Genomic DNA, 22409 nt, shown 5'->3' on the forward strand with positions numbered 1-22409 from the left:
CGTGCCATTTCCACTCTTTCCGGGAAAGAGGGCCGTCGCGGCACCCACGGGGTGGGGTGGGGGTCAAGCGGTGGCGTGGCGGGTGCGCCAGAGCCAGAGCAGGCCGAGGACCGGCAGCACCAGCGGGATGTAGCCATAGCCGCTGCCGAAGCCGGACCAGACCGTCTCGTCGGGGAAGAGTTCCTTGTCGGCCAGGCTGAGGATGCCGACCGCGACGACCCCGACCAGCTCCACCGAGCAGCAGGCCAGCGCGACCCGTCGGCCGGCGTGCCCGGCGCGGCCCAGCCCGACGGCGGCCACGATGTAGATCAGCGCGGCCACGGCGGAGAGCAGGTACGCCACCGGCGCCTCGTCGAACTTGGTGGCGATCTGCAAGCCGGCGCGCGAGGTCGCGGCGATGGCGAACAGGATGTAGACGGCGATCAGCAGCCGGCCCGGCCCCTTGTTGGTGGCGCGTCGCGGCGCGGGCGCCGGGCCGCCGGCCTCGTCCGGGCGCACCCCGACCGGCTCAGCCACCGAGCACCTCCCAGGTCTGGCCGAGCCGGACCACCACGACCGGCGTCACCAGGCAGATCGCGCAGACGATCGCCGAGCCCCAGCGGGTGGGCTCCATCCGGGCCAGCACCCAGGCCAGCGGCGGCAGGCAGACCAGCGTCACCAGGTAGCCGAAGAAGGCGCCGGGCTCGCCCGGCCGTTCCCCGCCGCTGAGCGCGACCAGCGCCACCACGGCCAGCGCCAGCAGCGCGACCTCCAGCACGGCCAGGCCCACGAACTGCACCCGGTCCGGCGGCCGGTGGCGCAGCGCGGCCACCAGCGCCCATCCCGCCAGTACGAGCGACAGCACGATCGTCGTCGTCGCGAGCAGACCGTCCACCGGCGAGCCGGCCGCCGCCGCGCTGGTCATCGGCGGCATCCCGCCGGAGTCCCGTTCACCGGGACAGCCTACTAACCCGCGTAGTACTCCCCGCCGGCCGGCTCTGAAGTGACGTCGCCTGCGCCGGGCCGGACCGGACGACTACAGTCGATCACGGCCACGACAGTCGCCGTGGCGGACGACGACAGCGGGAGTACCTCGTGCTGCGGTTCGGCTTGTTCGGCACCGGTCACTGGGCGGCGGAGACGCACGCCGCGGCCATCGACGCGCACCCGCGCGCCGAGCTGGCCGGGGTCTGGGGTCGGGACCCGGAGCGGGCCGCCGCGCTGGCCGGCCGGCACGGCGTGCCGGTCTTCTCCGACGTGGACGCGCTGATCGAGGCGTGCGACGCGATCGCCGTGGCGCTGCCCCCGGACGTGCAGGCCGACATCGCCGTCCGGGCCGCCTCCGCCGGCCGGCACCTGCTGCTGGACAAGCCGCTGGCGCTGAGCCTCGCCGACGCCGACCGGGTGGTCGCCGCCGCCCAGGCGTCCGGGGTGGCCTCGGTGGTCTTCTTCACCCAGCGGTACCACCCGAACGTCACCGGCTTCCTCGCCGCGACCGCCGCGGTCGGCGGCTGGCAGCACGCGCGGGCCACCATGTTCGCCTCCATCTACCAGCCGGGCAACCCGTACGGGAACTCGCAGTGGCGGAAGGAGCGCGGCGCGCTCTGGGACATCGGCCCGCACGCGCTCTCCCTCATCCTGCCCGTGCTCGGCCGGGTCAGCCGGGTGGCCGCGATGGACGGCCCGAGCGGCCTGGTGCACCTGCTGCTCACCCATGACGGCGGGGCGACCAGCACCCTGTCGCTGACCCTGGACGCGCCGCCGGAGGCGGTGACCCGGGACTTCGTGTTCTTCGGCGAGAACGGCACCGAGACCGTGCCGCCCGGCGACGGCAATGTGCTGTCCGCGTTCGGCACCGCGATCGACCAGTTGTTGGAGGAGATCGACGCGGGCACCCGGGACCACCGCTGCGACGTCCGCTTCGGCCGCGAGGTGGTCGCGGTGCTCGACGCCGCCGCGACGGCCCGCGCCGAGGGGCGCACCGTCGACCTCTGACCCCGCCGCGCCGTCCGCCGCTCGTGCCGCCTCCGTCGCCGGCCGTTCGACACCGGCGGAGCGGCCGGGCGGGACGCCCACCGCGCCTGACCTGACCGCCGGTCGCCCTGCGCGCGCTCCGGCCCAGCGCCGACCCGCGGGTCGGCGCCGAGTGGCGCACCCCCGCCTCAGGCGAGGGTGTTCATTGCCTCGGCCAGCTCCACGGGGGAGTCGAACTGCTCCGCGGGCAGTGCCCTCAGCATCTGCAACATCTCGGTGCTGGCCCCGTTCTCCTGGCCCCAGCGGACCAGGTCCTCCCGGGAGACCGGGTAGTCGAGCCCGGCCAGGTACTCCTGCAACTGCACGCCGGTAACGGTCATGCCGATCGGCTACCCGCTCCGCCCGCCGCCATGCCGCCCACACCCCCCCAGTACCGGCCTGGCGCGCCGCCGACGTGCCGGTTTGCCCGAGCGGGGGCCGGCCGCGGACGTGCCGGTTTGCCCACGCGGGGCCCGGGTAGCCGCGGGCATGCTGGTACAGCGGCTCGGCGCGCCGAGCGACTTCGACCCGTTGCTGGAGCGTGTCCGGGACGCCCGGATCGTGATGATCGGCGAGGCGACGCACGGCAGTTACGACTACTACCGGCTGCGCGAACAGCTGACCCGGCGGCTCGTTGCCGAGCAGGGCTTCGACTTCGTCGCGGTGGAGGGGGACTGGCCGGACTGCGACCGGGTGCACCGCAGCGTGGTCGGCGCCCCGGGCGGGCTGGCCGACCCGCAGACCGCGCTGGAACGTTTCGAGCGCTGGCCCACCTGGATGTGGGCCAACGCCGAGGTGGCCCGCTTCTGCCGCTGGTTGCGGGCGTGGAACATGGAGCAGCCGGAGGGCGGGCGGGCCGGCTTCCACGGGCTGGACGTCTACAGCCTCTGGGAGTCGATGCAGGCCATCTTCGACTACCTGGGCGAGGAGGACCCGGCTTCGCTGGAGGCCGCCCAGGAGGCGTACCGCTGCTTCGAGCCGTACGGCAAGCGGGTCGAGGAGTACGGCATGGCCAGCCGGTTCGTCTCCGCGCGCTGCGAGGAGGAGGTGGTGCGGCTGCTGGCGCGTACCCGGGAACAGGCCGCCGCGGACGGCCCGGACTGCTTCTCGGCCTGGCAGAACGCGGAGGTGGTGGCCGGCGGGGAGCGCTATTACCGGGCGATGGTCGGCGGCGGCCCGGAGTCGTGGAACGTGCGGGACATCCACATGGCCGACACGCTGGACCGGCTGCTGGACCGGTACGGCCCGGACGCCCGGGGGATCGTCTGGGCGCACAACACGCACATCGGCGACGCCCGGGCCACCGACATGGCCGCCGATGGCATGATCAACATTGGTCAGCTCGCCCGGGAACGGCACGGCCGGGACGCGGTGACACTCGTCGGGTTCGGCAGCTACCGGGGCAACGTGATCGCGGCGCCGCGCTGGGGCTCTCCGGCGGAGGTGATGGTGGTGCCCCCGGCCCGGGAGGGCTCGGTCGAGCGGCGGCTGCACGAGCTGATGCCGGAGCGGGCGGTGCTGGTCTTCGGCGGCCCCGACCAGCCTGGCTGGGTGACCGGCGAGGCCGACCACCGGGCCATCGGTGTGGTCTACGACCCCACCTTCGAGTCCTGGGGCAACTACGTGCCCACCCGGCTGGCCGACCGCTACGACGCCTTCATCTGGTGCGACGAGTCGACGGCCCTGCACCCGCTACCCGCCCACACCACCCCCGGCGAGATGGAAACCTACCCCGCCGGCGTCTGACCCCCGCTCCCGCCGATCATGGAGTTGTGGCGCCCGTCGCGCTTGCGGCATTCGTGACGTGCCACAACTCCATGATCGGCCGGGTCAGGTGCGGGCGGGGATCTTTTCCGCGAGGTGGGCGCGGAGGCCTTCGCCTTCGATGTCGACGTTGGGGAGGGCCTTGCCCAGCCAGCGGGGTAGCCACCAGGCGGCGTTGTTGAGCAGCGACATCACGGCCGGGACGATGGTCATCCGGACCACGAAGGCGTCGATGGCGACACCGACCGCCAGCGCGAAGCCCATCGACTTGATCACCGGGTCGTCGAGGAAGACGAAGCCGCCGAAGACCGAGATCATGATCAGCGCGGCGGCGGTGACCACCCGGGCGCCGTGCCCCATCCCGTTGATGGTGGCCTGCCGGGCGGTGTCGCCATGCACGAAGTCCTCGCGCATCCGGGAGACCAGGAAGACCTCGTAGTCCATGGCCAGGCCGAACAGGATGCCGATGAGCAGGATCGGCAGGAAACTGATCAGCGGCCCCGGGGTGTCCAGCCCCACCAGGTCGGCGAGGTGCCCCTGCTGGAACACCGCGACCGTGATGCCGAAGGTCGCCGCCACGGTGAGCAGGAAGCCCAGCGCCGCCTTGACCGGCACCAGGATCGAGCGGAACACCAGCATCAGCAGCAGGATCGACAGCCCGACCACCAGCAGCAGGTAGACCGGGAGCGCGTCGGAGAGTTTCTCCGACACGTCGATGCCGATCGCGGTGACGCCGGTCAGCAGCACGTCCACCTCGCCGATGCCGGCGACCTGGCGGCGGATGTCGTGCACCAGCGTCTCGGTGGCCTCGTCGGTCGGGCCGGTCTTCGGGATCACCCCGAGCAGCGCGGTCCGGCCGGTCGGGTCAAGCTGCGGCGGGGCCACGGCCAACACCCCGTCGGTCTTCTGGATCAGCGCGGTGACCTGCGGTACGGCCGCCGCGGTGGCCTGCGCGGAGTCGGCGGTGACGACCACCGCGAGCCGGCCGGTGAAGCCGGGGCCGAACCCCTCCTGGATCAGGTCGTTGCTGACCCGGGCCGGGGTGCCCGCCGGAGCGGCGCCGGCGTCCGGCAGCGCGAGCCGCATGTCCTGGGCGGGCAGCGCGAGCAGCCCGAGGCCGAGCAGGCCGACCAGGATGACCGGGATGCGCAGCCGGGTCACCCAGTGCGCCCACCGGAAGCCGAAGCCGGAGCGGTCCTCCGAGCCCGTGGTGTCGGACTCGACGGCCGCGCGTCCGCGCAGCTTGCGGGGGAGCACCCGGCGGCCGGCGAAGCCGAGCAGGGCCGGCGCGAGGGTGATCGCGACCAGCACCGCCACGGTCACCGTGCCGGCGGCGGCCAGACCCATCACGGTCAGGAACGGGATGTCCACCACCGCCAGCCCGGCGAGCGCGATCACCACGGTCGCCCCGGCGAAGACCACGGCGGAGCCGGCGGTGCCGACGGCCCGGCCGACCGCCTCCTCGGGGGAGAGCCCGTCGAGCAGGTTCTGCCGGTGCCGGGAGGTGATGAAGAGCGAGTAGTCGATGCCGACGGCCAGACCGAGCATCAGCGCCAGGATCGGCGCGGTGCTGGTCAGCTCCACCGCGCCGCTGAGCGCGAACAGACCGGCCATGCCGACACCGACGCCGATCAGGGCGTTCAGCATGGTCATGCCGGCCGCGACCAGCGAGCCGAAGGTGACCACCAGGACGATCGCGGCGACCAGCACGCCGAGCGCCTCGGTCGAGCCGACCTCGGGCTCCGCGTTCAGCACCTCGCCGCCGGGGGCGATCTGCCACCCCTGCGCCTCGGCCCGCGCGCCGACCTTCTCGTACGCGGTGCGCTGCTCGTCGGTCACGTCGTCGGCGCGACCTTGGAACTGCACCTGGATCAGCGCGTACCGGCCGTCCGGGGACAGCGCCTTGACCTGGTACGGGTCGACCGCGCCGACCACGCCGGGCAGGGTGGCCGCCTCCTGGGTGACCTGCCTGACCACCGTCTGCCCCTCAGGGCTGAGCAGTTGGCCGGCCTGCGGCGCCTTGACCGCGATGGTGCCGGTGGCCCCGCTGGCGGCCGGGAACCGGTCGGCGAGCAGGTCGATCGCGCGCTGGGATTCGGTGCCGGGCATGGTGAAGTTGCTCGCCGTCGGGCCCTTGAGGGTCGCCGCGGCGATGCCGAGCCCGACGAGTACGACGAGCCAGGCGGCGGCGACGAGTCGCCGCCGGCGCATCGAGGCCCGGCCGAGCCGGTACAGCAGGGTCGCCATGAAGGGCTCCTTGTCCTCGTAGAACTGGGGTCAGGTGGTGGTGTCGAGGGCCCGGTGGGCCACGGCCAGCAGCGCGGGACGCAGCTCCTCGTCGGGGATGTCGGCGAACTCGGCGCACGCCTCGGGGATTCCGGCGAGCACGACGAGCGCGGCGATCCGGGCGGCCGGCCGGTCGGAGTGGCCGGCGAAGGCGGCGAGCAGCCGTTCGGAGATCTGCTGGATGTGCGCGAAGGCAGGCTGCTGGAGCAGGTCCGGGAACTCGCCGCGGAGCAGCGCGATCTCCCGCCGGAAGCGCACCGCGAGGTCGACGAAGCCCTCGGCGGCGACCCGCCGGGCGTCCGCACCGGTGTGCGCGGCGATCCGCTCGTCGAGGGCGTGGAGCACCGCGATGGCCGGGGCCATCAGCTCGCCGAGCAGGGCCTCCTTGTTGGCGAAGTGGTAGAGCACCGTGGCCTTGGAACAGCCCACCTCGCGGGCGATGTCCTGCAACGAGGTGCCCTTGTAGCCGGTCACGGCGAACCGCCGCGCCGCCGCGGCGAGGATCTCGTCGTGGGTCTGGAGTACCGGGCGCGCCATGCCTTCCAGCATGCCTGACCGATCGGTCAGCACCTGACCGATCGGTCAGAATGATCCGGTGGCATTCGCCACAGCGGCCTCAGTCGGCCCGCTCGCCGGTCCAGTCGGCCAGCCACTCGCCCGACCAGGTCAGCGTGCCGGCCCGCAGTTCGGCCGCCAGCCGCCGGACCCAGTCCAGCTCGGTGCGCAGCAGCGCCAGCCGGTACTCGTCCTCGATCAGGAAGAGGCGGGGCAGCGCCACCGCGGCGAGCACCGCCTCGCGTTCGGCCAGCCGGGCGGCGAGCGTCTCGGCCCGCCGTTCGAGCTGCCGGGTCGCCTCGGCCGGCGGCAGGATCGGCAGGAACGACAGCGCCGCGGGGAATTCCGGGAACTCCCGTGCCGGCGTGGCCAGCGCGTCGGCGAGCCACTCGTCGAGGGTCTGCCGCCCGGTGTCGGTCAGTTCGTAGACCGTCCGCTCCGGCCGGCGCTCGTCGCGGGCGGTGTGCGCCACCCGGATCAGCTCGTCCCGACGCAGCCGGTCGATCGTCTGGTAGATGCTGTTGCGCTGCGCGACGTTGACCACGTCCTGCTTGTCGCGCTCCCGGATCAGCTGCTGCATCCGGTACGCGTGCATCGGCTCCTCGACCAGCAGCGCCAGCACCATCATCGCCAGCGGGGAGCGGCGGTGCGCGCGGGCGGCCATGCCATCACCTTAGGTGACGGGGTGTCCATTGGTAGTCATTTTATGTATAGTCATCTTATGACTAAGGCTCTCATCATCGGCGCCGGCCTGGCCGGGCCGGTCGCCGCCATGGCCCTGCGCCGCGCCGGCATCGACGTGGTGGTGCACGAGGCGTACGAGCGGGACGCGGTCGGCGTCGGCGCGTTCCTCACGCTGTCGGTCAACGGGGTCGACGCGCTGCGCGCGATCGGGCTCGACGGCCTGGTGGCCGGCCTCGGCCACCCCACCCCCCGGATGGCGCTGGCCAACCACCAGGGGCGCCGGCTGGGCGAGTTCGGCACCAGCGGCACCCGGACGCGGGGCTTCGGCAGCAGCACCGTCGGCCGTTCGGACCTCTACCGGGCGCTGCGGGACGAGGCGCTGCGCCGGGGCGTCGAGATCGTGCACGGCGCCCGGCTGGTGGACGCCGAGCCGACCGGCCGGGGGGTGCGCGCCCGGTTCGCCGACGGCCGGGTCGCCGAGGGCGACCTGCTGGTCGGGGCCGACGGGCTGCGCTCACGGACTCGGACGATCATCGACCCGGCCGCGCCCGCCCCCCGCTACGTCCCGCTGCTCAACGCCGGCGGTTTCGCCAAGGGGGTGCGGCCACCCGGCGAGCGTGGGGTGATGCACATGATCTTCGGCCGGCGGTGCTTCTTCTGCTGGATGCCGGTGGGCGCCGAGGAGGTGTGGTGGTTCGCCAACCCGCCGCAGCCCACCGAGCTGACCCGCGAGCAGCTCGCCGCGATCCGCCCCGAGCAGGCCCGGGTCCGGCTGCGCGAGCTGCTCGCCGGGGACGCCGGACCGGCGCTCGCGATCCTCGACGCCACCGAGCGGATCGAATACGGCTGGCCCACCTACGACCTCCCGTCGGTGCCCACCTGGCACCGGGACGGAATGGTCATCATCGGCGACGCCGCGCACACCGCCACGCCCTCCTCCGGGCAGGGTGCGGCGATGGCCTTCGAGGACGCCGTCCAGCTCGCCCGCTGCCTGCGCGACCGGCCGGACACCCCGGCGGCGTTCAGGGCGTACGAGCGACTGCGCCGTGAGCGGGTGGAGCGGGTGGTCGCCCAGGGGAAGCGGACCAGCTCGACCAAGGTGGCCGGGCCGGTCGGCCGGCTGGTACGCGACCTGGCCCTGCCGATCTTCGCCCGCCGGGTGGCCCGGGACGACGGCGCCTCGCTGGCCTGGCTCTACGACCACCACATCGACTGGGAGGCGCCGGTGAAGGAGTGACTCAGTCGGCCGGCGCGCCGTGCTCCCGGTCGTACGCGGCCCGAGCCTCGGTGATCGCCGTCCGGTGCCGTTCCGCCCAGGCGGTCAGCGCCACCAGCGACTCGTAGAGCTCCAGGGCCATCGGGGTGGCGGTGTACTCCACCTTCGGCGGCACGGTCGGGTAGACCCTGCGGTGCAGCAGGCCGTCGCGTTCCAGGTTGCGCAGGGTCAGCGTGAGCATCCGCCGGCTGATCCCCTCGACCTGCCGTTCCAGCTCGGTGAAGCGGACCGGGCCGTGGGAGGCGGCCACCAGGATGCCGATGCTCCACTTTCCGCCCACCCGATCGAGCGCCTCCCGGACGGTGCAGGCCCGGGCCTGTCCGGCCGTGATGGACACACAGCTGTTCCTCTGGGACACCACAGTGCCTCCTTCCGCTCCACCTCATGGTCACAGACCATGGTCTCAGTAACAAACCGTGCACCAAGGAGGCACTTCCATGACGGGGACCAAGCGCTGGCCGGCGCTGCTGGTGCTCTGCGCCGGCAGCTTGATGATCATCCTGGACGGCAGCATCGTCGCGGTGGCGCTGCCACCGATCCAGCGCGACCTGGGCTTCCCGGCCGCCGGGCTGGCCTGGGTGGTGAACGCCTACCTGGTGGCCTTCGGCGGCCTCCTCCTGCTGGCCGGCCGGCTCGGCGATCTGCTCGGCCGGCGGCGGGTGTTCCTCACCGGGGTCGCCCTGTTCACCCTGGCCTCGCTGGCCTGCGCGCTGGCGGCCGGCCCGGCCACCCTGGTCATCGCCCGCTTCACCCAGGGCGTCGGTGGCGCGCTGAGCACCGCGGTCAGCCTCGGCATGATCGTCCGCCTCTTCCCCGAGCCGGGCGAGCGGGCCCGGGCGATCGCCGTCTTCAGTTTCACCGGCGCGGCCGGCGCTTCGGTCGGCCTGCTGGCCGGGGGCGTCCTCACCGACGTGGCCGGCTGGCGGTCGATCTTCCTGATCAACCTGCCGATCGGGGCGGTCATCCTGGTCGGCGCCGTACGCCGGGTCGCGCCGGACCACGGCGTCGGCCTGCGCGCCGGCCTGGACCTGCTCGGCGCGGGGCTGGTCACCGCGGGCCTGATGGCCGCCGTGGTGGCCATCGTCGGTGCCGGCGAGCACGGCTGGACCGCACCTCGTACGGCCGGCGCGGCCGGACTGGCGGCGCTGCTGCTCGCCGGCTTCGCCGCCCGCCAACGCACCGCCGCGACCCCGCTGCTGCCGCCCCGGGTGCTCCGGGCGCCCGGCCTGGTCGCCGCCAACGTCGTGCAGTTCCTCATGGTCGCCGCCTACTTCGGCTTCCAGTTCCTGCTCGCCCTGTACCTGCAACTCGTCCTCGCGCTGGACCCGGCGGCCACCGGCGTCGCCTTCCTGCCCACTCCGCTGGTGATCGCCGCCGTGTCGCTCGGCGCGGCCGGCCGGCTGGCCGCCCGGTACGGCGCGCGATCGGTGCTGCTCGGCGGGCTGGTCCTCGCCGTGGCCGGGTTCCTGCTGCTGGCCCGGCTGCCGGTCGCGGCGGACTACGCCACCGACGTGCTGCCGGCGCTGCTGGTCTTCGGCGTCGCCGGTGGGCTGACCCTGCCGGCGGTGACCACCCTCGCCATGGCCGGCGCGCGGCCCGCCGACGCCGGACTCGCCTCCGGCCTGGCCAACACCACCCAGCAGGTCGGTGGCGCGCTCGGCCTGGCCGCCCTCGCCACCCTGGCCGCCGCCCGCACCGACGCGTTGGGCGCAGCCGGCACGGACCAGGTCACCGCCCTTGCCGCCGGCTACCGGGCCGCGTTCGCCGTGGCCGCCGCACTGGTCGCCGCCGCCCTGCTGGTCGCGCTGGTCACCCTGCGGCGCCGCCCGGCCCGCCGGCCGGCGCCGGTAGCCGCGGAGCCGAGCCCGGCCCGCTGAGGACGCGCCGACGCGGGATGTACGCGGCGGCCCGGGCCCGTACCGTCGAGATGCTCGCCGCGATCGGGGCGGGCGACAGGATATGGCGAGAGGAGGCACGGTGACCTACCCACCACCACGTCACGTCGGGGACGGGGAGAAGTCGACCGCCACGTACCGGCCGGCGGACCATCCGCCGGAGCTGGTTTATCCCACCGGCGGTACGGCGCACTACCTGGCCACCGGCGAGTCGACCAACGGGCAGTTCGGGCTCTACCGCTGGGAGATGGGGCCGCGGCCGAGCGGCCCGGAGCCGCACTTCCACCGGTCCATCTCAGAGTCCTTCTACATCCTGGCCGGCACGGTGCGCATCTACGACGGCCGGCGGTGGATCGACACGGTGCCCGGCGACTTCGTGCACGTCCCCGAGGGTGGAATCCACGCGTTCCGGAACGAGTCCGGCGAGCCGGCCTCCATGCTGCTGCACTTCGCGCCCGGCGCGCCCCGGGAGGGGTACTTCGAGGGCCTGCTCGACTTGGCCGGGCGGAGCGAGGAGGAGCGCACCGAATTCTTCCTGCGGCACGACACGTTCTGGGTCTGAGCGGGCCTCGCGACCGTCGTGTCGGGTTGCCCCGGTGAGCCCGGAGGCGGGAAGGTGGGCGGATGGGTGCCGCTGACGAGACCCGCGACGGGGTGTCGCTGACCAACCTCGACCAGCCGCTGTTCGACGGGGCCGGGGCGACCAAGCGCGAGCTGGTCGACTACCTGGACGCCGTCCGCGACCGGATCCTGCCCGGCCTGCGGGACCGGCCGCTCTCGGTGATCCGGCTGCTGCGCGGGCAGGACCCGTTCATGCAGAAGAACCTGCCGAAGTACACGCCGGAGTGGGTCCGCCGTACCGCCGTCTGGGCCGAGGCGTCGCACCGGCAGGTGTCGTACGCGCTCTGCGACGACCGGCGCACCCTGCTCTGGTTCGCCAACCAGCGGGCCATCGAGTACCACCCGACGCTGGGCACGGCGACGCACCCCGACCGCCCCACCCACCTGGTGCTGGACCTCGACCCGCCGGAGGGGGCCGCGTTCGAGGCGGTCGTCCGGACCGCCGGGCTGGTCCGCCGGGCGCTGGCCGGGGTCGGCCTGATCGGGGCGGTGAAGACCAGCGGCGCGAAGGGGCTGCACGTGTTCGTGCCGGTGGTGCCGGAGACGACCGCGGAGGAGGCGGCCGCCGCCACCCGAGCTCTCGCGGTGCACACCGAGCGCCTCGACCCGGCACTGGCCACCACCGCCTTCATCCGCGAGGACCGGGGCGGGCGGGTCTTCGTCGATGCGACCCGGGCCGGCGGGGCGACCGTGGTCGCCGCGTACAGCCCGCGGATCCGGCCCGGCCTGCCGGTCTCGTTCCCGGTGGCCTGGGACGACCTGCCCGCGGTCACGCCGGGGGACTTCACCGTGCGGACCGTCCCGGCGCTGGTCGCCGAGCGGGATCCGTGGCGCGCGGCGATGCCCGCACCGCAGCCGCTCCCCGCCGACCTGGTCGCCGAGGGGCGGACCATCCCGGTGGCCCGGGTGCAGGCCATGCACGAGGGAAAGCGCCGCGCCCGGGCCCGTCGCGAGGCCGGCTGAACCGGTACGCCGCGGTCCCGGTCCGTCCGGCCGCGCGCCACGGCCCCGTCCGGCCCGGCTGCCGCCGGAGGTTGCCGCGGCTCCGTCGGGCCCGCCCCGGCTGCCGCCGCGGTCGACGGTCAGGCCGGGGGTTCGGTGGGCCCGGTCGCCAGTTGGCCGGCGTTCAGCGGATCCGCCAGCAACTTGTCGAAGGCCAGCTCGGCGGCGCCGATCAGAGCGGCGTCCCGGCCGAGCGCCGCCGCCTGCAACCGCACGTGCTCGCGGGAGGCCGGTAGCGCCATCTCGTCCAACCGGCGGCGGACCGTTTCCGCGCCGGCCAGGTAGACCTCGCGCAGCGACCCGCCGAACACCACGGTGTCCGGGTTGACCACGTTGACCAGGTTGGCCACGCCGAAGCCGAGCCAGTCGGCGACCTGCTCGACCGCCGACCGGGCGGTGGGGTCGCCGTCGGCCGCCGCGCGCAGTACGTCGAGGACGGCCTCGCGCTCCGTTGGCTCCCGGCCCGCGTGCCGCAGCAGCGCCGCCTCGCCGATCTCGGTCTCCCAGCAGCCGCGGGAGCCGCACCCGCACGGCAGGCCGCGCGGGTTGACCACCATGTGGCCGACCTTGCCGCTGTGCCCCCGGTGGCCGACGACCAGCCGGCCGCCGATGATGATGCCGGCGCTGACGCCGACGTCCCCGTGCAGGTAGACGAGGTCGTGCACGCCGGCCGCCACGCCCCGGACGTGTTCGGCCAGGCCGGCGATGTCGGCCATGTCGCCGACGGCGAACTCCGCGCCGGCGGCCAGCTCGGCCCCGAGTGCCGCGCCGAGGGAGTCGTCGGCACCGCCGATCCGGATCCTGCCGGCGGGATCGCGGATGGTGTCGGTGACGGCGACCGCGCCGCCGACGAAGAGCGCGTCCGGGGCGACGGCGCGTTCCATGTCGCGGACAAGGTCGGCCAGGGGGCCGACGGCGTCGATGGTCGCCATGCCGCAGGGGCGGGTGGCCTCGCGCAGGTCGAGGATGCGCCCGCCGAGGCCGACGCGGGCGGCGCGCAGCCGGTCCGCGTCGATGCTCAGCGCGTGCGCGTAGACGCGATCCGAGCGGGGGCTGACCACCAGCGACGGACGTCCCGCCCGGCGGGCGGTGGTCGGCACCTCCTCGGTGACGAGCCCGGCGGTGGCGAGATCGGCCGCGAGCGCGCCGATGGTGCTCCGGTTGAGACCGAGCCGGCTGGTCAGTTCGGCCCGGGAGGTCGGACCGTGCACGTGGACGTGGCGCAGCACGGCCCCGAGGTTCTGCCGGCGGATCTCCTCCTGGCTGGCGCCGGGCGCCGACGGCAGGGGGAGCGCCGGGTTGCGACCGGGCCGGGGGAGGCCGGACTGTACGGGTGTCGTCACGATGGGCCTCCCTCCGGTCGGTTCCGCGTCGGTCGTCGGGCGCCTCACGACGAAGGGTCCCGGAAGTAGGACTCCCGGGACCCGACGGTCGTCGATGACTACCCTGTGGTGCTTACTTGGTGAGCGGCGCGAGCTTCGGGTCGTTCGCGTACGCCTCGGCCGCGTTGGCCTTGGTCACGGCCACCGGCGGGAGCAGGTAGGTGTCCACGACCTTGCTGCCGTTGTTGTAGGACTTGGTGTCGTTCACCTCGGGGGTGTTACCGGCCTGCAGGGCCTTCACCATGGCGATGGTCTGCTTGACCAGGTTCCGGGTGTCCTTGTTGATCGTCATGTACTGCTCGCCAGCCATGATCGACTTGACCGACTCGACCTCGGAGTCCTGGCCGGTGACGACCGGGACCGGCTTGCCGGCACCCTTGATCGAGGTGATGATCGCGCGGGCCAGCGTGTCGTTCGGGGAGAGGACGCCGTCCAGCTCCTTGCTGCCGTAGGTCGAGGTCAGCAGCTGGTCCATGCGGGCCTGCGCACCCTCGGCCTTCCAGCCCTGGATGGCGGTCTGCTTGACGTCGGTCTGCTTCGAGGTGACGACCACGTTGCCCTTGTCGATCTCCGGCTTGAGCACGCTCATCGCGCCGTCGAAGAAGACACCGGCGTTGTTGTCGTCCGGCGAGCCGGAGAAGAGCTCGACGTTGTACGGGCCGTTCGGCTTCTTGGCCTTCATGCCGTCCAGCAGGGCCTGGCCCTGGAGCTGGCCGACCTTGAAGTTGTCGAACGCGACGTAGTAGTCGAGGTCCGGGGTGTTGGTGATCAGCCGGTCGTAGGCGATGACCTTCACGCCGGCCTGGTGCGCCGCGGCGACCTGGGTCGACAGCTGCGCGGCGTCGGTCGCGCCGATGACGATGACCTTGGCGCCCTTGGTCACCATGGCGGTGATCTGCGCCTGCTGGTCGGCGACCGTGGTGGACGCGCCGGCGTACTGGACGTCGCTCTTGAAACCGGCCTCCTTGAGGCCGTTGGTGAACAGGTCACCGGCGAGGACCCAGTTCTCCGAGGTCTTCGACGGCAGGGCGACGCCGATCAGGGAGTCGGACGCGAAGCCCTTGGTGTCACCCTTCGAGCCGCCGGAGTCCCCGTCGCGGCCGGAGCCGCAGGCGGTCGCGGTGAGAGCGAGCGCCGCGATGGCACCGATGGCCACCGACTTGCCAATGAGATTACGCATGACTGGGTAGAACCCTTCTGGAGAGGTGATACGGGGGAGAGGTCTGGTGACCGTCAGCCGGACACCGCCGTCCGGGCGGGCTCGCGCTCCGCGTCGGACGATGACGTGGGTGGGGTGGGTGTGTCACGACGGAACGAGCGCGTGATGCTCCCGATGACCGAGAAGCGTCCCTGGCTCTTGTTGTAGACGTCGAGCGCGACGGCCAGCAGCAGGACCAGGCCCTTGATGATCTGGACCCGGTCGGTCCCGACGCCGAGGAGCTGGAGGCCGTTGTTGAGCACGGCCATGACCAGACCACCGACGATGGAGCCGCTGATGGTGCCGATGCCGCCGGCGACGGCCGCGCCACCGATGAAGACCGCGGCGATCGCGTCCAGTTCCCAGCCGTTGCCGTCCTGCGGCCCGGAGGCCGCCGAACGGGCCACGAAGATCATGCCGGCCAGGGAGGCCAGGACGGCCATGTTCATCATGACGAAGAAGTTGACCCGCTTGAGCTTCACACCGGAGAGCTCCGCGGCCCGGGAGTTGCCACCGACGGCGTAGATGTGCCGGCCGCCGGCGGTGTTCCGGGTGTAGAAGGAGTAGGCCAGGACCAGCACCACCAGGATGATGCCGGAGACCGGGAAGCTGGTGCCGACCCGGCCGCTGGCGAAGCGCAGCGACGCGAAGACGATCACACCGACCATCACGGCCAGCCGGAGCAGCGAGATCCACATCGGGGCCGGGTCGGCGTTCATCTCCCGGCGGGTCTTGCGCGCCTGGAACTCCCGCCACACCACGGCCACGCAGGAGGCGAGGCCGAGTAGCAGGGTCAGGTTGTTGTAGCCGGTGCTCGGCCCGACCTCGGGCAGGAACCCGGAGCCGATCAGCCGGAAGCCCTCGGGCACCGGGATGGTGTTCGCGTTGCCGATGAACTGGTTGCCGCCGCGGAAGAGCAGCATGCCCGCCAGGGTGACGATGAACGCCGGCACCCCGATGTAGGCCACCCAGAAGCCCTGCCAGGCGCCGATGATCGCTCCGATCACCAGGCCGAACAGGATGGCGACGGGCCACGGCAGCGACCACTCCGCCATCGACTTGGCCACCAGGATGCCGGTGAAGGCGGCGATCGAGCCGACCGAGAGGTCGATGTGCCCGGCGACGATCACCATCAGCATGCCGATGGCCAGGATCAGGATGTACGAGTTCTGGTTGAACAGCGCGATCAGGTTGTCCGATCGCAGTGTCAGGCCGTCGGTCAGGATCTGGAACAGGACGACGATCGCGACCAGTGTGAAGATCATCCCGAACTGACGGGCGTTGGACGTGGTACCTCCGAAGAGGTTCTTCTGCAGGTCCTTCAATCGGCTCATCGTGTCTGCATCTTCTTCGTCGAGGTCATCTGCTTCATGAGGGTTTCCGGGTCCGCGTCCTGCCGGGCGATCTCGCCGGTGATGGTGCCTTCGAACACGGTGTAGATGCGGTCGCAGAGCCCGATCAGCTCAGGCAGCTCCGAGGAGATGACGACGACGCCCTTCCCCTGGTCGGCGAGCCGCTGGATGATGCCGTAGATCTCGTACTTGGCGCCCACGTCGATGCCGCGGGTCGGCTCGTCGAGGATCAGCAGGTCCGGGTCCGTGAACATCCACTTCGCCAGCACGACCTTCTGCTGGTTGCCGCCCGAGAGCTTGGAGACGCTCTCGTCGACCGACGGGGCCTTGGTCCGCAGTTCCTTGCGGTACGCCTCGGCCGCCTGGTACTCCGCGACCTCGTCGAGGACGCCGTGGCGCGAGATCTTCGACAGCTTGGCGGCCACCGTGGACGCCTTGATGTCGTCGAGCAGGTTGAGGCCGATCGCCTTGCGGTCCTCGCTGACGTACGCGAGCCCGTGGGCGATCGCGTCCGCCACCGACTTCAGGACGATCTCCTTGCCGTCCTTGATGATCGTGCCGGACTCGTAGACGCCGTAGGAGCGGCCGAAGACGCTCATCGCCAGCTCGGTGCGGCCCGCGCCCATCAGCCCGGCGAAGCCCACGATCTCGCCGCGGCGGACGACGAAGCTCTCGTTCTTGCAGACCTGCCGCTCCGCCGAGATCGGGTGCCGGACGTTCCAGTCGCGGACCTCGAAGAAGACCTCGCCGATCTTCGGGGTGTGGTCCGGGAACCGGCTGCTCAGCTCGCGACCGACCATGCCCCGCACGATCCGGTCCTCGTCGGCGCCGTCGGCCTTGACGTCCAGCGTCTCCACCGTCCGGCCGTCGCGCAGGATGGTGATCTGGTCGGCGATCGCCTCGATCTCGTTCAGCTTGTGCGAGATCATGATCGAGGTGATCCCGCGGGACTGGAAGCCCCGCAGCAGGTCCAGCAGGTGCCGGGAGTCGGCCTCGTTCAGCGCCGCGGTCGGCTCGTCCAGGATGAGCAGCTTCACGTCCTTGGCGAACGCCTTGGCGATCTCCACGAGCTGCTGCTTGCCGACCCCGATGTCCTTGATCAGGGTGTCCGGGTCCTCCTGCAGGCCGACCCGGGCCATCAGGTCCAGCGCCATCCGGTTCGCGGCCTTCCAGTCGATCGCCCCCCGCTTGCGGGGCTCGTTACCGAGGAAGATGTTCTCGGCGATCGACATGTGCGGAATGAGCGCGAGCTCCTGGTGGATGATCACGATTCCGGCGTGCTCGCTGGAGCGGATGTCGGAGAACCGGGTCTCCGCACCCTGGTAGATGATCTGACCGTCGTACGTGCCGTACGGGTAGACCCCGCTGAGGACCTTCATCAGCGTGGACTTGCCGGCACCGTTCTCACCGCAAATGGCGTGGATCTCGCCGGCGCGAACCACCAGGTTGACGTCGGAGAGGGCCTTGACTCCGGGGAACTCCTTGGTGATGGAGCGCATCTCCAGGAGGATGGGCACGTCGCTCATCGTTCGCACCACCTCGCCAACGTCATGGATGCCTCCGGTTGGATGGCCTTCACTGTTTTTGTTGCCGTCGGCAACGTATTCCGATCTGAAGGCCATTCGCAAGTGCTGGGAGGCGCCGGCATGTAACAATCCGGCAATATGGGCGTGCTCTCCGTCACCATGGCGTCACGCTGCCATCACCAGTCACTGCGGCATCCCAGGCCCCGCCCGCAGGCCCCCGCCGGACCGGATCCCAGCAGGTGGGCGTGCACCTCGCGGGCCGGCGTGGACTCGCTGGACTCCACTTCGCCGGGCCGGAGGATCGGGGGGCCGCCGATGCCGCCGTGCCGCGACCTCGCGGGACGCGCTCCGCAGGTGCCGTACCGCCGGCGGCCCGGGGCAGGACCACCCGCGCCGCCTTCGACCGGCCCCCGCCGACGCGTCCTCCGCCACGGTCGGCCCACGAAAAAACGCCCCGGCACGCGCCGGGGCGTTTTTCGTTCGTCTTTACCTGTGCCCCCGGCAGGATTCGAACCTGCGCCCCCGCCTCCGGAGGGCGGTGCTCTATCCCCTGAGCTACGGGGGCTCAGCGACCCGAGAAGAGTAGCAAACCCCTCGCGCGATCGCCGAATCGGTATCCATCCACCGCTACCGTGTCCCGCCGCGCCCCCGCCGACTGCTTGATCATGAAGTTGCCGGGGGCGCGGAGATCCACTCGCCCGCCAACCTCAGGATCAACCGGCTCGGGACCGGGGTGGGGTCAGGCGGCGGCTACGGGGCGGCCGCAGCTCGGGAGGGGGTGCAGGACGATGCGACGGGGGAGGCGGCGGGGCCACTCGTTCTTCGGCCAGGAGCCGTCCACGATGAGGTGCGCGGTGCGCTCCTCGGCGCCGCTGAGCCGCAGCACGAAGTCCCGGGGGAGGGGCGGGTCGACCGTCGGCGTGGTGATCATGAAGCGGACCCGGCCCCGGGACGAGACCGCGGAGATCACATCCGCCGCCGGCATGGTGCCTCGCAGGCGGACCCGGCCGATCCAGTAGACCTCGGCGAGGTGCTCCTGGGCGGCCCGGGTGATGGCCGGGTACTCCAGCCGCACCCAGCGCTCGACCGCGCCCACGCAGAGCCCGCAGGCCCGCTCCCGGGGCTCCCGCGGACCCAACCCCCAGGCCCGCAGGTACGCCCCCACCGTGCCGGCGTCCATCGCCAGGTCGAACCGGCGCTGGATGAGGGTGGTCAGGCTCTGTCGCGTCCAGAGCTCCTCGTCCAGGCCGAACTCGTCGGGGTGGACGCCCCGCAGCACGTCGATCAGTTCGAGTTCCTGCTCGCGGCTGAGCGTTCCCGACTCGCCCTGCCGCAGTCCGCGACGGACGGCTGCCACCGCCCCGTCACCGCCGATGGTGTGGCGCCGGCACCAACTGGTGACCGAGCGCCCTGCGTCTCTGAGTGCAACCCCCACGTCCTGCGCAACGAGCCCGAATCGCAACTGGTCACGATATGTGGGGAGAAAAGTCTCCAAGCAACGTAATGGGTCTCATAACCCAAACCGTTATAAAGCGGCATAACGGACAGGTTGGCCCTGGGATGTGGGAGGGCCCGCGTCGCGGTACGACGCGGGCCCTTCGCAGCGGTACGACGGCTCAGCCGCCCAGGCGCTTGAGCGCCGCCTGGAGGTTCGTCAGATCCGTCTGCTGGGTGTTCTTCATGGTCTGCGCGACCGTCAGCACGTCGGCGTCGTGCCCCTCGTCGAGGATGCCCTGGATCATGTGGATCCCGCCGAGGTGGTGCCGGATCATCAGCTGGAGGAAGAGCACGTCGAACGCGCGCCCCCGCGACCCGCTCAGCTTGCTGATCTCCGCCGGGGTGGCCATGCCGGGCATCAGCCCGTCCCTCACCAGCCCGGCGCCGTCCGGCATCCAGGCCATCGCCGGCTGCTCGCCGGTCGGGTCCAGGTGCCACAGCCGCAGCCAGGTCTGCATGGTGCCGATCTCGCCCTGCTGCCCGGTGGCGATGTCGCCGCCGATCTGCCGGACCTCGGAGTCCTCGCCCTGCTGGAAGGCCATCAGCCCGAGCTGCACCGCCTGCGCGTGGTGGCTGCTCATGTCCCGGGCGAAACCCGCCTCGGCCGAGTTCTCCCCCGGCCGGGTGACCGACGGGGTGAGCAGGCCGCCCGCGTACCCGAGGAGGAGGCCGACCACGACGGCCGCGGCGAGCGCCAGCGTGCCGAACCGGCGCGCGGCCCCCCGGCCGCCCTTGGCGGCGACCGGGGTCTCGTCGGGCGTGCTGTCCGTCGTGACCGATGCAGTCATCCGGGTCCTTTACTGGGTGGGCTGCTGCAGGTTGTCCCGCGGCGTGGTGCCGGTGGCGGTGATGCCCTGGGCGCAGTTGGCGTTCGGGCCCTCGATCGAGGCGTTCACCCGCAGCGTCTTGATGAACTCGTCGATCCGGCTGTCGTCGGCGTTGTCGACCTTGAGCTGGAAGCCCCAGGCCTGCAGCGAGATCGGCTTGTCCAGCCCGTCGAACGGGCTGAGCATCAGCTTGTCCTTGCCCTGGACCTTGCTCTTGAGCGTGGCCACCTGGTCGGCGGGCAGGTCGGGGCGGTAGGTGATCCAGACAGTGCCGTGCTCCAGGCTGTGCACCGCGTGCTCGTTGGCGATCGGGGCGTCGTAGACGTCGCCCATGCAGTTCTGCCAGGCCGGGTTGTGCGGGCCGGCGACCGGCGGGAGGACGTCGTACTTGATCACGCCCGGCTGGTGCTTGCCGCCCTCGACCAGGGCCTTGTCCTTCTTGCGGAAGTCGACGACGCCCTTGATGGCGTCGGCCCGCTCCTGCCACGGCTGGGAGCCGCGGTAGGCCGCGAAGGCGCCGTAGCCGATGATCCCGGCCGCCAGCAGGCCGACGGCGACGAAGAGGGCGATCGGACCCCACGAGCGGCCCTGGCTCACCTTGACCGGCGCGATCGGCTTGCGGCCCTTGCCGCCGACGGTCGGCCGCGGGGTGCCCTTGCCGGCTCCGGCCTTGCCGCCGGACGGCTTGTCGGCAGCGGACGGCCGGCCGGCGGCCGGCTTCTTGCCGGTGCTGACCACGGTCGGGCGGCGTTCCGGGCCGCCCGGGGTGCTGATGCTCATCGTGCCTCGTCAGGTCGGTCGGTCAGGGAGCTGGCGGGCCGGGTTCACATGCTGGGTCGCCGCCGCGGTGCCCGAGTCTACCCCCGATAACATGGTTCGGTGACTCCCGCAGAACTCGCCGAGGTCGTCCTCTCCGCAGCCCACGCCGTCTTCATCGACCGGGGGCTGGATTCGTCCGCGCTGCCCGCGCAGACCGTCGTCGAGCGACCCCGTAACCCCGAGCACGGCGACTACGCCTCCACGCTGGCGCTGCAGCTCAGCAAGAAGGTGGGGGTGCCCCCGCGGGAGCTGGCCGCCGCCCTGGCCGAGCAGCTCGGCCAGGCGCCGGGGATCAAGTCGGTGGAGATCGCCGGCCCGGGCTTCCTGAACATCCGGCTCGACGCCGCCGCCGCCGGGCAGCTCGCCAAGGTGATCGTCGAGTCCGGCCCGGAGTACGGCCGCAGCGACACCCTCGCCGGGCAGAAGATCAACCTGGAGTTCGTCTCGGCGAACCCGACCGGACCGGTGCACATCGGCGGCGTCCGCTGGGCGGCCGTCGGCGACGCACTCAGCCGGCTGCTGCGGGCCACCGGCGCCGAGGTCGGCACCGAGTACTACTTCAACGACGCCGGCTCCCAGATCGACCGGTTCGCCCGGTCGCTGCTCGCCGCCGCCAAGGGCGAGCCGGCCCCGGAGGACGGCTACGGCGGGGCGTACCTCGCGGAGATCGCCGCCGAGGTGGTCAAGCGCCGGCCGGACGTGCTGGGGCTGGACGACGCCGCCGCCCAGGAGGTGTTCCGGGTCGAGGGCGTGCAGCTGATGTTCACCGAGATCAGGTCGTCGCTGCGCGACTTCGGCGTCGAGTTCGACACCTACTTCAACGAGAAGGACCTGCACGACCGGGGCGAGCTGGACCAGGCGCTGGCCCGGCTGCGCGAGCAGGGGCACGTCTTCGAGGCCGAGGGCGCCACCTGGCTGCGCACCACCGACTTCGGCGACGACAAGGACCGGGTGCTGCGCAAGTCCAACGGCGAGTGGACGTACTTCGCCGCCGACTGCGCGTACTACCTGGACAAGCGCGAGCGCGGGTTCGAGCGCGTGGTGATCATGCTGGGCGCCGACCACCACGGCTACCTCGGCCGGATGAAGGCGATGGCCGCCTGCTTCGGCGACGACCCGGAGCGCAATCTGGAGATCCTCATCGGCCAGCTGGTCAACCTGGTCCGCGACGGCGCGCCGGTGCGGATGAGCAAGCGGGCCGGCACCGTGGTCACCCTGGAGGACCTGGTCGACGCGATCGGCGTGGACGCCGCCCGGTACGCGCTCGCCCGCTACTCGGCCGACTCGCCCATCGACATCGACGTGGAGCTGTGGACCCGGGCCAAGAACGACAACCCGGTCTACTACGTCCAGTACGTGGGGGCGCGGACGGCCGGCGTCGCGCGGCAGGCCGCCGAGGTGGGGCTGACCCGGGGCGCGCCGGAGGACTTCCGCCCGGAGCTGCTCGCCCACGAGAAGGAGCACGAGCTGCTCAAAGCGCTCGCCGGGTTCCCGGCCGTGGTGGCCACCGCCGCCGAGCTGCGCCAGCCGCACCGGCTTGCGCACTACCTGGAGCGGGACGTGGCGCCGGCGTTCCACCGGTTCTACGACCAGTGCCGGGTGACCCCGCAGGGCGACGAGGAGATCACCGACACCCACCGGGCCCGGCTCTGGCTGAACGACGCCACCCGGGTGGTCATCGCCAACGGCCTGCGCCTGCTCGGCGTCTCCGCCCCGGAGAGGATGTAACTCCA

General features: G+C 72.2%; 21 protein-coding genes and 1 tRNA gene. 7 read left to right on the top strand and 15 right to left on the bottom strand.

Annotated features, from left to right (window positions below; translation table 11 throughout):
• Nucleotides 1-63: 63 nt before the first annotated feature.
• Both I8N68_RS02120 and I8N68_RS02125 read right to left on the bottom strand, forming a co-directional pair.
• Nucleotides 64-516 carry a hypothetical protein gene (locus tag I8N68_RS02120; protein WP_372433656.1) on the bottom strand — a complete coding sequence of 151 codons (453 nt, stop codon included), beginning with the start codon at nucleotides 514-516 and terminating at the stop codon, nucleotides 64-66.
• Nucleotides 509-904: a hypothetical protein gene (locus I8N68_RS02125; protein ID WP_200206805.1), complete on the bottom strand. Its 396-nt coding sequence runs from the start codon at nucleotides 902-904 to the stop codon at nucleotides 509-511. The genes I8N68_RS02120 and I8N68_RS02125 overlap by 8 nt, the downstream gene beginning before the upstream one ends.
• 170 nt (nucleotides 905-1074) lie before the next feature.
• Between I8N68_RS02125 and I8N68_RS02130 the strand changes: the two genes are divergently transcribed.
• Nucleotides 1075-1974, top strand: coding sequence for a Gfo/Idh/MocA family protein (locus I8N68_RS02130; protein WP_200206807.1), 900 nt, complete (start codon nucleotides 1075-1077; stop codon nucleotides 1972-1974).
• 167 nt (nucleotides 1975-2141) lie between these two features.
• Here I8N68_RS02130 and I8N68_RS02135 read toward each other — a convergent pair whose 3' ends face one another.
• Nucleotides 2142-2333 carry a DUF2795 domain-containing protein gene (locus tag I8N68_RS02135; protein WP_200206809.1) on the bottom strand — a complete coding sequence of 64 codons (192 nt, stop codon included), beginning with the start codon at nucleotides 2331-2333 and terminating at the stop codon, nucleotides 2142-2144.
• A 148-nt stretch (nucleotides 2334-2481) separates the two neighbouring features.
• Between I8N68_RS02135 and I8N68_RS02140 the strand changes: the two genes are divergently transcribed.
• Nucleotides 2482-3738 (top strand): erythromycin esterase family protein, encoded by a 1257-nt coding sequence (locus I8N68_RS02140; protein ID WP_200206810.1) that lies wholly within the window; start codon nucleotides 2482-2484, stop codon nucleotides 3736-3738.
• Nucleotides 3739-3822: 84 nt separating this feature from the next.
• Here I8N68_RS02140 and I8N68_RS02145 read toward each other — a convergent pair whose 3' ends face one another.
• From I8N68_RS02145 to I8N68_RS02155, 3 genes are all read right to left on the bottom strand, one after another.
• Nucleotides 3823-6003: an MMPL family transporter gene (locus tag I8N68_RS02145; RefSeq protein ID WP_200206813.1), complete on the bottom strand. Its 2181-nt coding sequence runs from the start codon at nucleotides 6001-6003 to the stop codon at nucleotides 3823-3825.
• A gap of 30 nt (nucleotides 6004-6033) precedes the next feature.
• Entirely contained in the window at nucleotides 6034-6579 is a 546-nt protein-coding gene (locus I8N68_RS02150; RefSeq protein WP_200206815.1) for a TetR/AcrR family transcriptional regulator, read from the bottom strand.
• A 79-nt stretch (nucleotides 6580-6658) separates the two neighbouring features.
• Nucleotides 6659-7261: a PadR family transcriptional regulator gene (locus I8N68_RS02155; RefSeq protein WP_200206816.1), complete on the bottom strand. Its 603-nt coding sequence runs from the start codon at nucleotides 7259-7261 to the stop codon at nucleotides 6659-6661.
• Between the two features lie 57 nt (nucleotides 7262-7318).
• Between I8N68_RS02155 and I8N68_RS02160 the strand changes: the two genes are divergently transcribed.
• Entirely contained in the window at nucleotides 7319-8518 is a 1200-nt protein-coding gene (locus I8N68_RS02160; RefSeq protein ID WP_200206818.1) for an FAD-dependent oxidoreductase, read from the top strand.
• A gap of 1 nt (nucleotide 8519) precedes the next feature.
• Here the strand turns inward: I8N68_RS02160 and I8N68_RS02165 are convergent, their stop codons facing one another.
• A complete protein-coding gene (locus I8N68_RS02165) occupies nucleotides 8520-8894 on the bottom strand; it encodes a winged helix-turn-helix transcriptional regulator (protein ID WP_200206820.1) in 375 nt (124 codons plus the stop codon).
• A gap of 100 nt (nucleotides 8895-8994) precedes the next feature.
• Between I8N68_RS02165 and I8N68_RS02170 the strand changes: the two genes are divergently transcribed.
• The 3 genes from I8N68_RS02170 to ligD all read left to right on the top strand — a co-directional run bounded on the left by I8N68_RS02170 (nucleotide 8995) and on the right by ligD (nucleotide 12036).
• Nucleotides 8995-10434 carry an MFS transporter gene (locus I8N68_RS02170; RefSeq protein WP_200206822.1) on the top strand — a complete coding sequence of 480 codons (1440 nt, stop codon included), beginning with the start codon at nucleotides 8995-8997 and terminating at the stop codon, nucleotides 10432-10434.
• A gap of 100 nt (nucleotides 10435-10534) precedes the next feature.
• Nucleotides 10535-11014, top strand: coding sequence for a cupin domain-containing protein (locus I8N68_RS02175; protein WP_200206824.1), 480 nt, complete (start codon nucleotides 10535-10537; stop codon nucleotides 11012-11014).
• Nucleotides 11015-11076: 62 nt separating this feature from the next.
• Nucleotides 11077-12036: a non-homologous end-joining DNA ligase gene (ligD, locus tag I8N68_RS02180; protein WP_200206826.1), complete on the top strand. Its 960-nt coding sequence runs from the start codon at nucleotides 11077-11079 to the stop codon at nucleotides 12034-12036.
• Nucleotides 12037-12155: 119 nt separating this feature from the next.
• Here ligD and I8N68_RS02185 read toward each other — a convergent pair whose 3' ends face one another.
• The 8 genes from I8N68_RS02185 to I8N68_RS02220 all read right to left on the bottom strand — a co-directional run bounded on the left by I8N68_RS02185 (nucleotide 12156) and on the right by I8N68_RS02220 (nucleotide 20637).
• The gene (locus I8N68_RS02185; RefSeq protein WP_234038652.1) at nucleotides 12156-13361 is read right to left on the bottom strand and encodes an ROK family transcriptional regulator; all 1206 of its coding nucleotides are present in this window, start codon (nucleotides 13359-13361) and stop codon (nucleotides 12156-12158) included.
• A 169-nt stretch (nucleotides 13362-13530) separates the two neighbouring features.
• Nucleotides 13531-14637, bottom strand: a complete 1107-nt coding sequence (locus I8N68_RS02190; RefSeq protein ID WP_200206828.1) for a substrate-binding domain-containing protein — start codon at nucleotides 14635-14637, stop codon at nucleotides 13531-13533.
• A 53-nt stretch (nucleotides 14638-14690) separates the two neighbouring features.
• Complete coding sequence (gene mmsB, locus I8N68_RS02195; protein WP_200206829.1) at nucleotides 14691-15989, bottom strand: multiple monosaccharide ABC transporter permease; 1299 nt, start codon at nucleotides 15987-15989, stop codon at nucleotides 14691-14693.
• Nucleotides 15986-17533, bottom strand: a complete 1548-nt coding sequence (gene mmsA / locus I8N68_RS02200; protein WP_200206830.1) for a multiple monosaccharide ABC transporter ATP-binding protein — start codon at nucleotides 17531-17533, stop codon at nucleotides 15986-15988. Before mmsA ends, mmsB begins: the two co-directional genes overlap by 4 nt.
• Before the next feature lie 493 nt (nucleotides 17534-18026).
• Nucleotides 18027-18098: transfer RNA gene (locus I8N68_RS02205), tRNA-Arg, on the bottom strand.
• Between the two features lie 174 nt (nucleotides 18099-18272).
• Nucleotides 18273-18968 carry a winged helix-turn-helix domain-containing protein gene (locus I8N68_RS02210; protein WP_200206831.1) on the bottom strand — a complete coding sequence of 232 codons (696 nt, stop codon included), beginning with the start codon at nucleotides 18966-18968 and terminating at the stop codon, nucleotides 18273-18275.
• A 181-nt stretch (nucleotides 18969-19149) separates the two neighbouring features.
• On the bottom strand, nucleotides 19150-19818 hold the full coding sequence (locus I8N68_RS02215; RefSeq protein ID WP_200206833.1) for a DUF305 domain-containing protein: 669 nt from the start codon (nucleotides 19816-19818) through the stop codon (nucleotides 19150-19152).
• Between the two features lie 9 nt (nucleotides 19819-19827).
• Nucleotides 19828-20637, bottom strand: coding sequence for a thioredoxin-like domain-containing protein (locus I8N68_RS02220; RefSeq protein WP_200206835.1), 810 nt, complete (start codon nucleotides 20635-20637; stop codon nucleotides 19828-19830).
• Nucleotides 20638-20736: 99 nt separating this feature from the next.
• Between I8N68_RS02220 and argS the strand changes: the two genes are divergently transcribed.
• Complete coding sequence (gene argS, locus I8N68_RS02225) at nucleotides 20737-22404, top strand: arginine--tRNA ligase (protein WP_200206836.1); 1668 nt, start codon at nucleotides 20737-20739, stop codon at nucleotides 22402-22404.
• Nucleotides 22405-22409 lie beyond the last annotated feature (5 nt).

Origin of the sequence: Micromonospora coerulea (assembly GCF_016598485.1) — a bacterium.
Taxonomy (GTDB): Bacteria; Actinomycetota; Actinomycetes; order Mycobacteriales; family Micromonosporaceae; genus Micromonospora; species Micromonospora coerulea.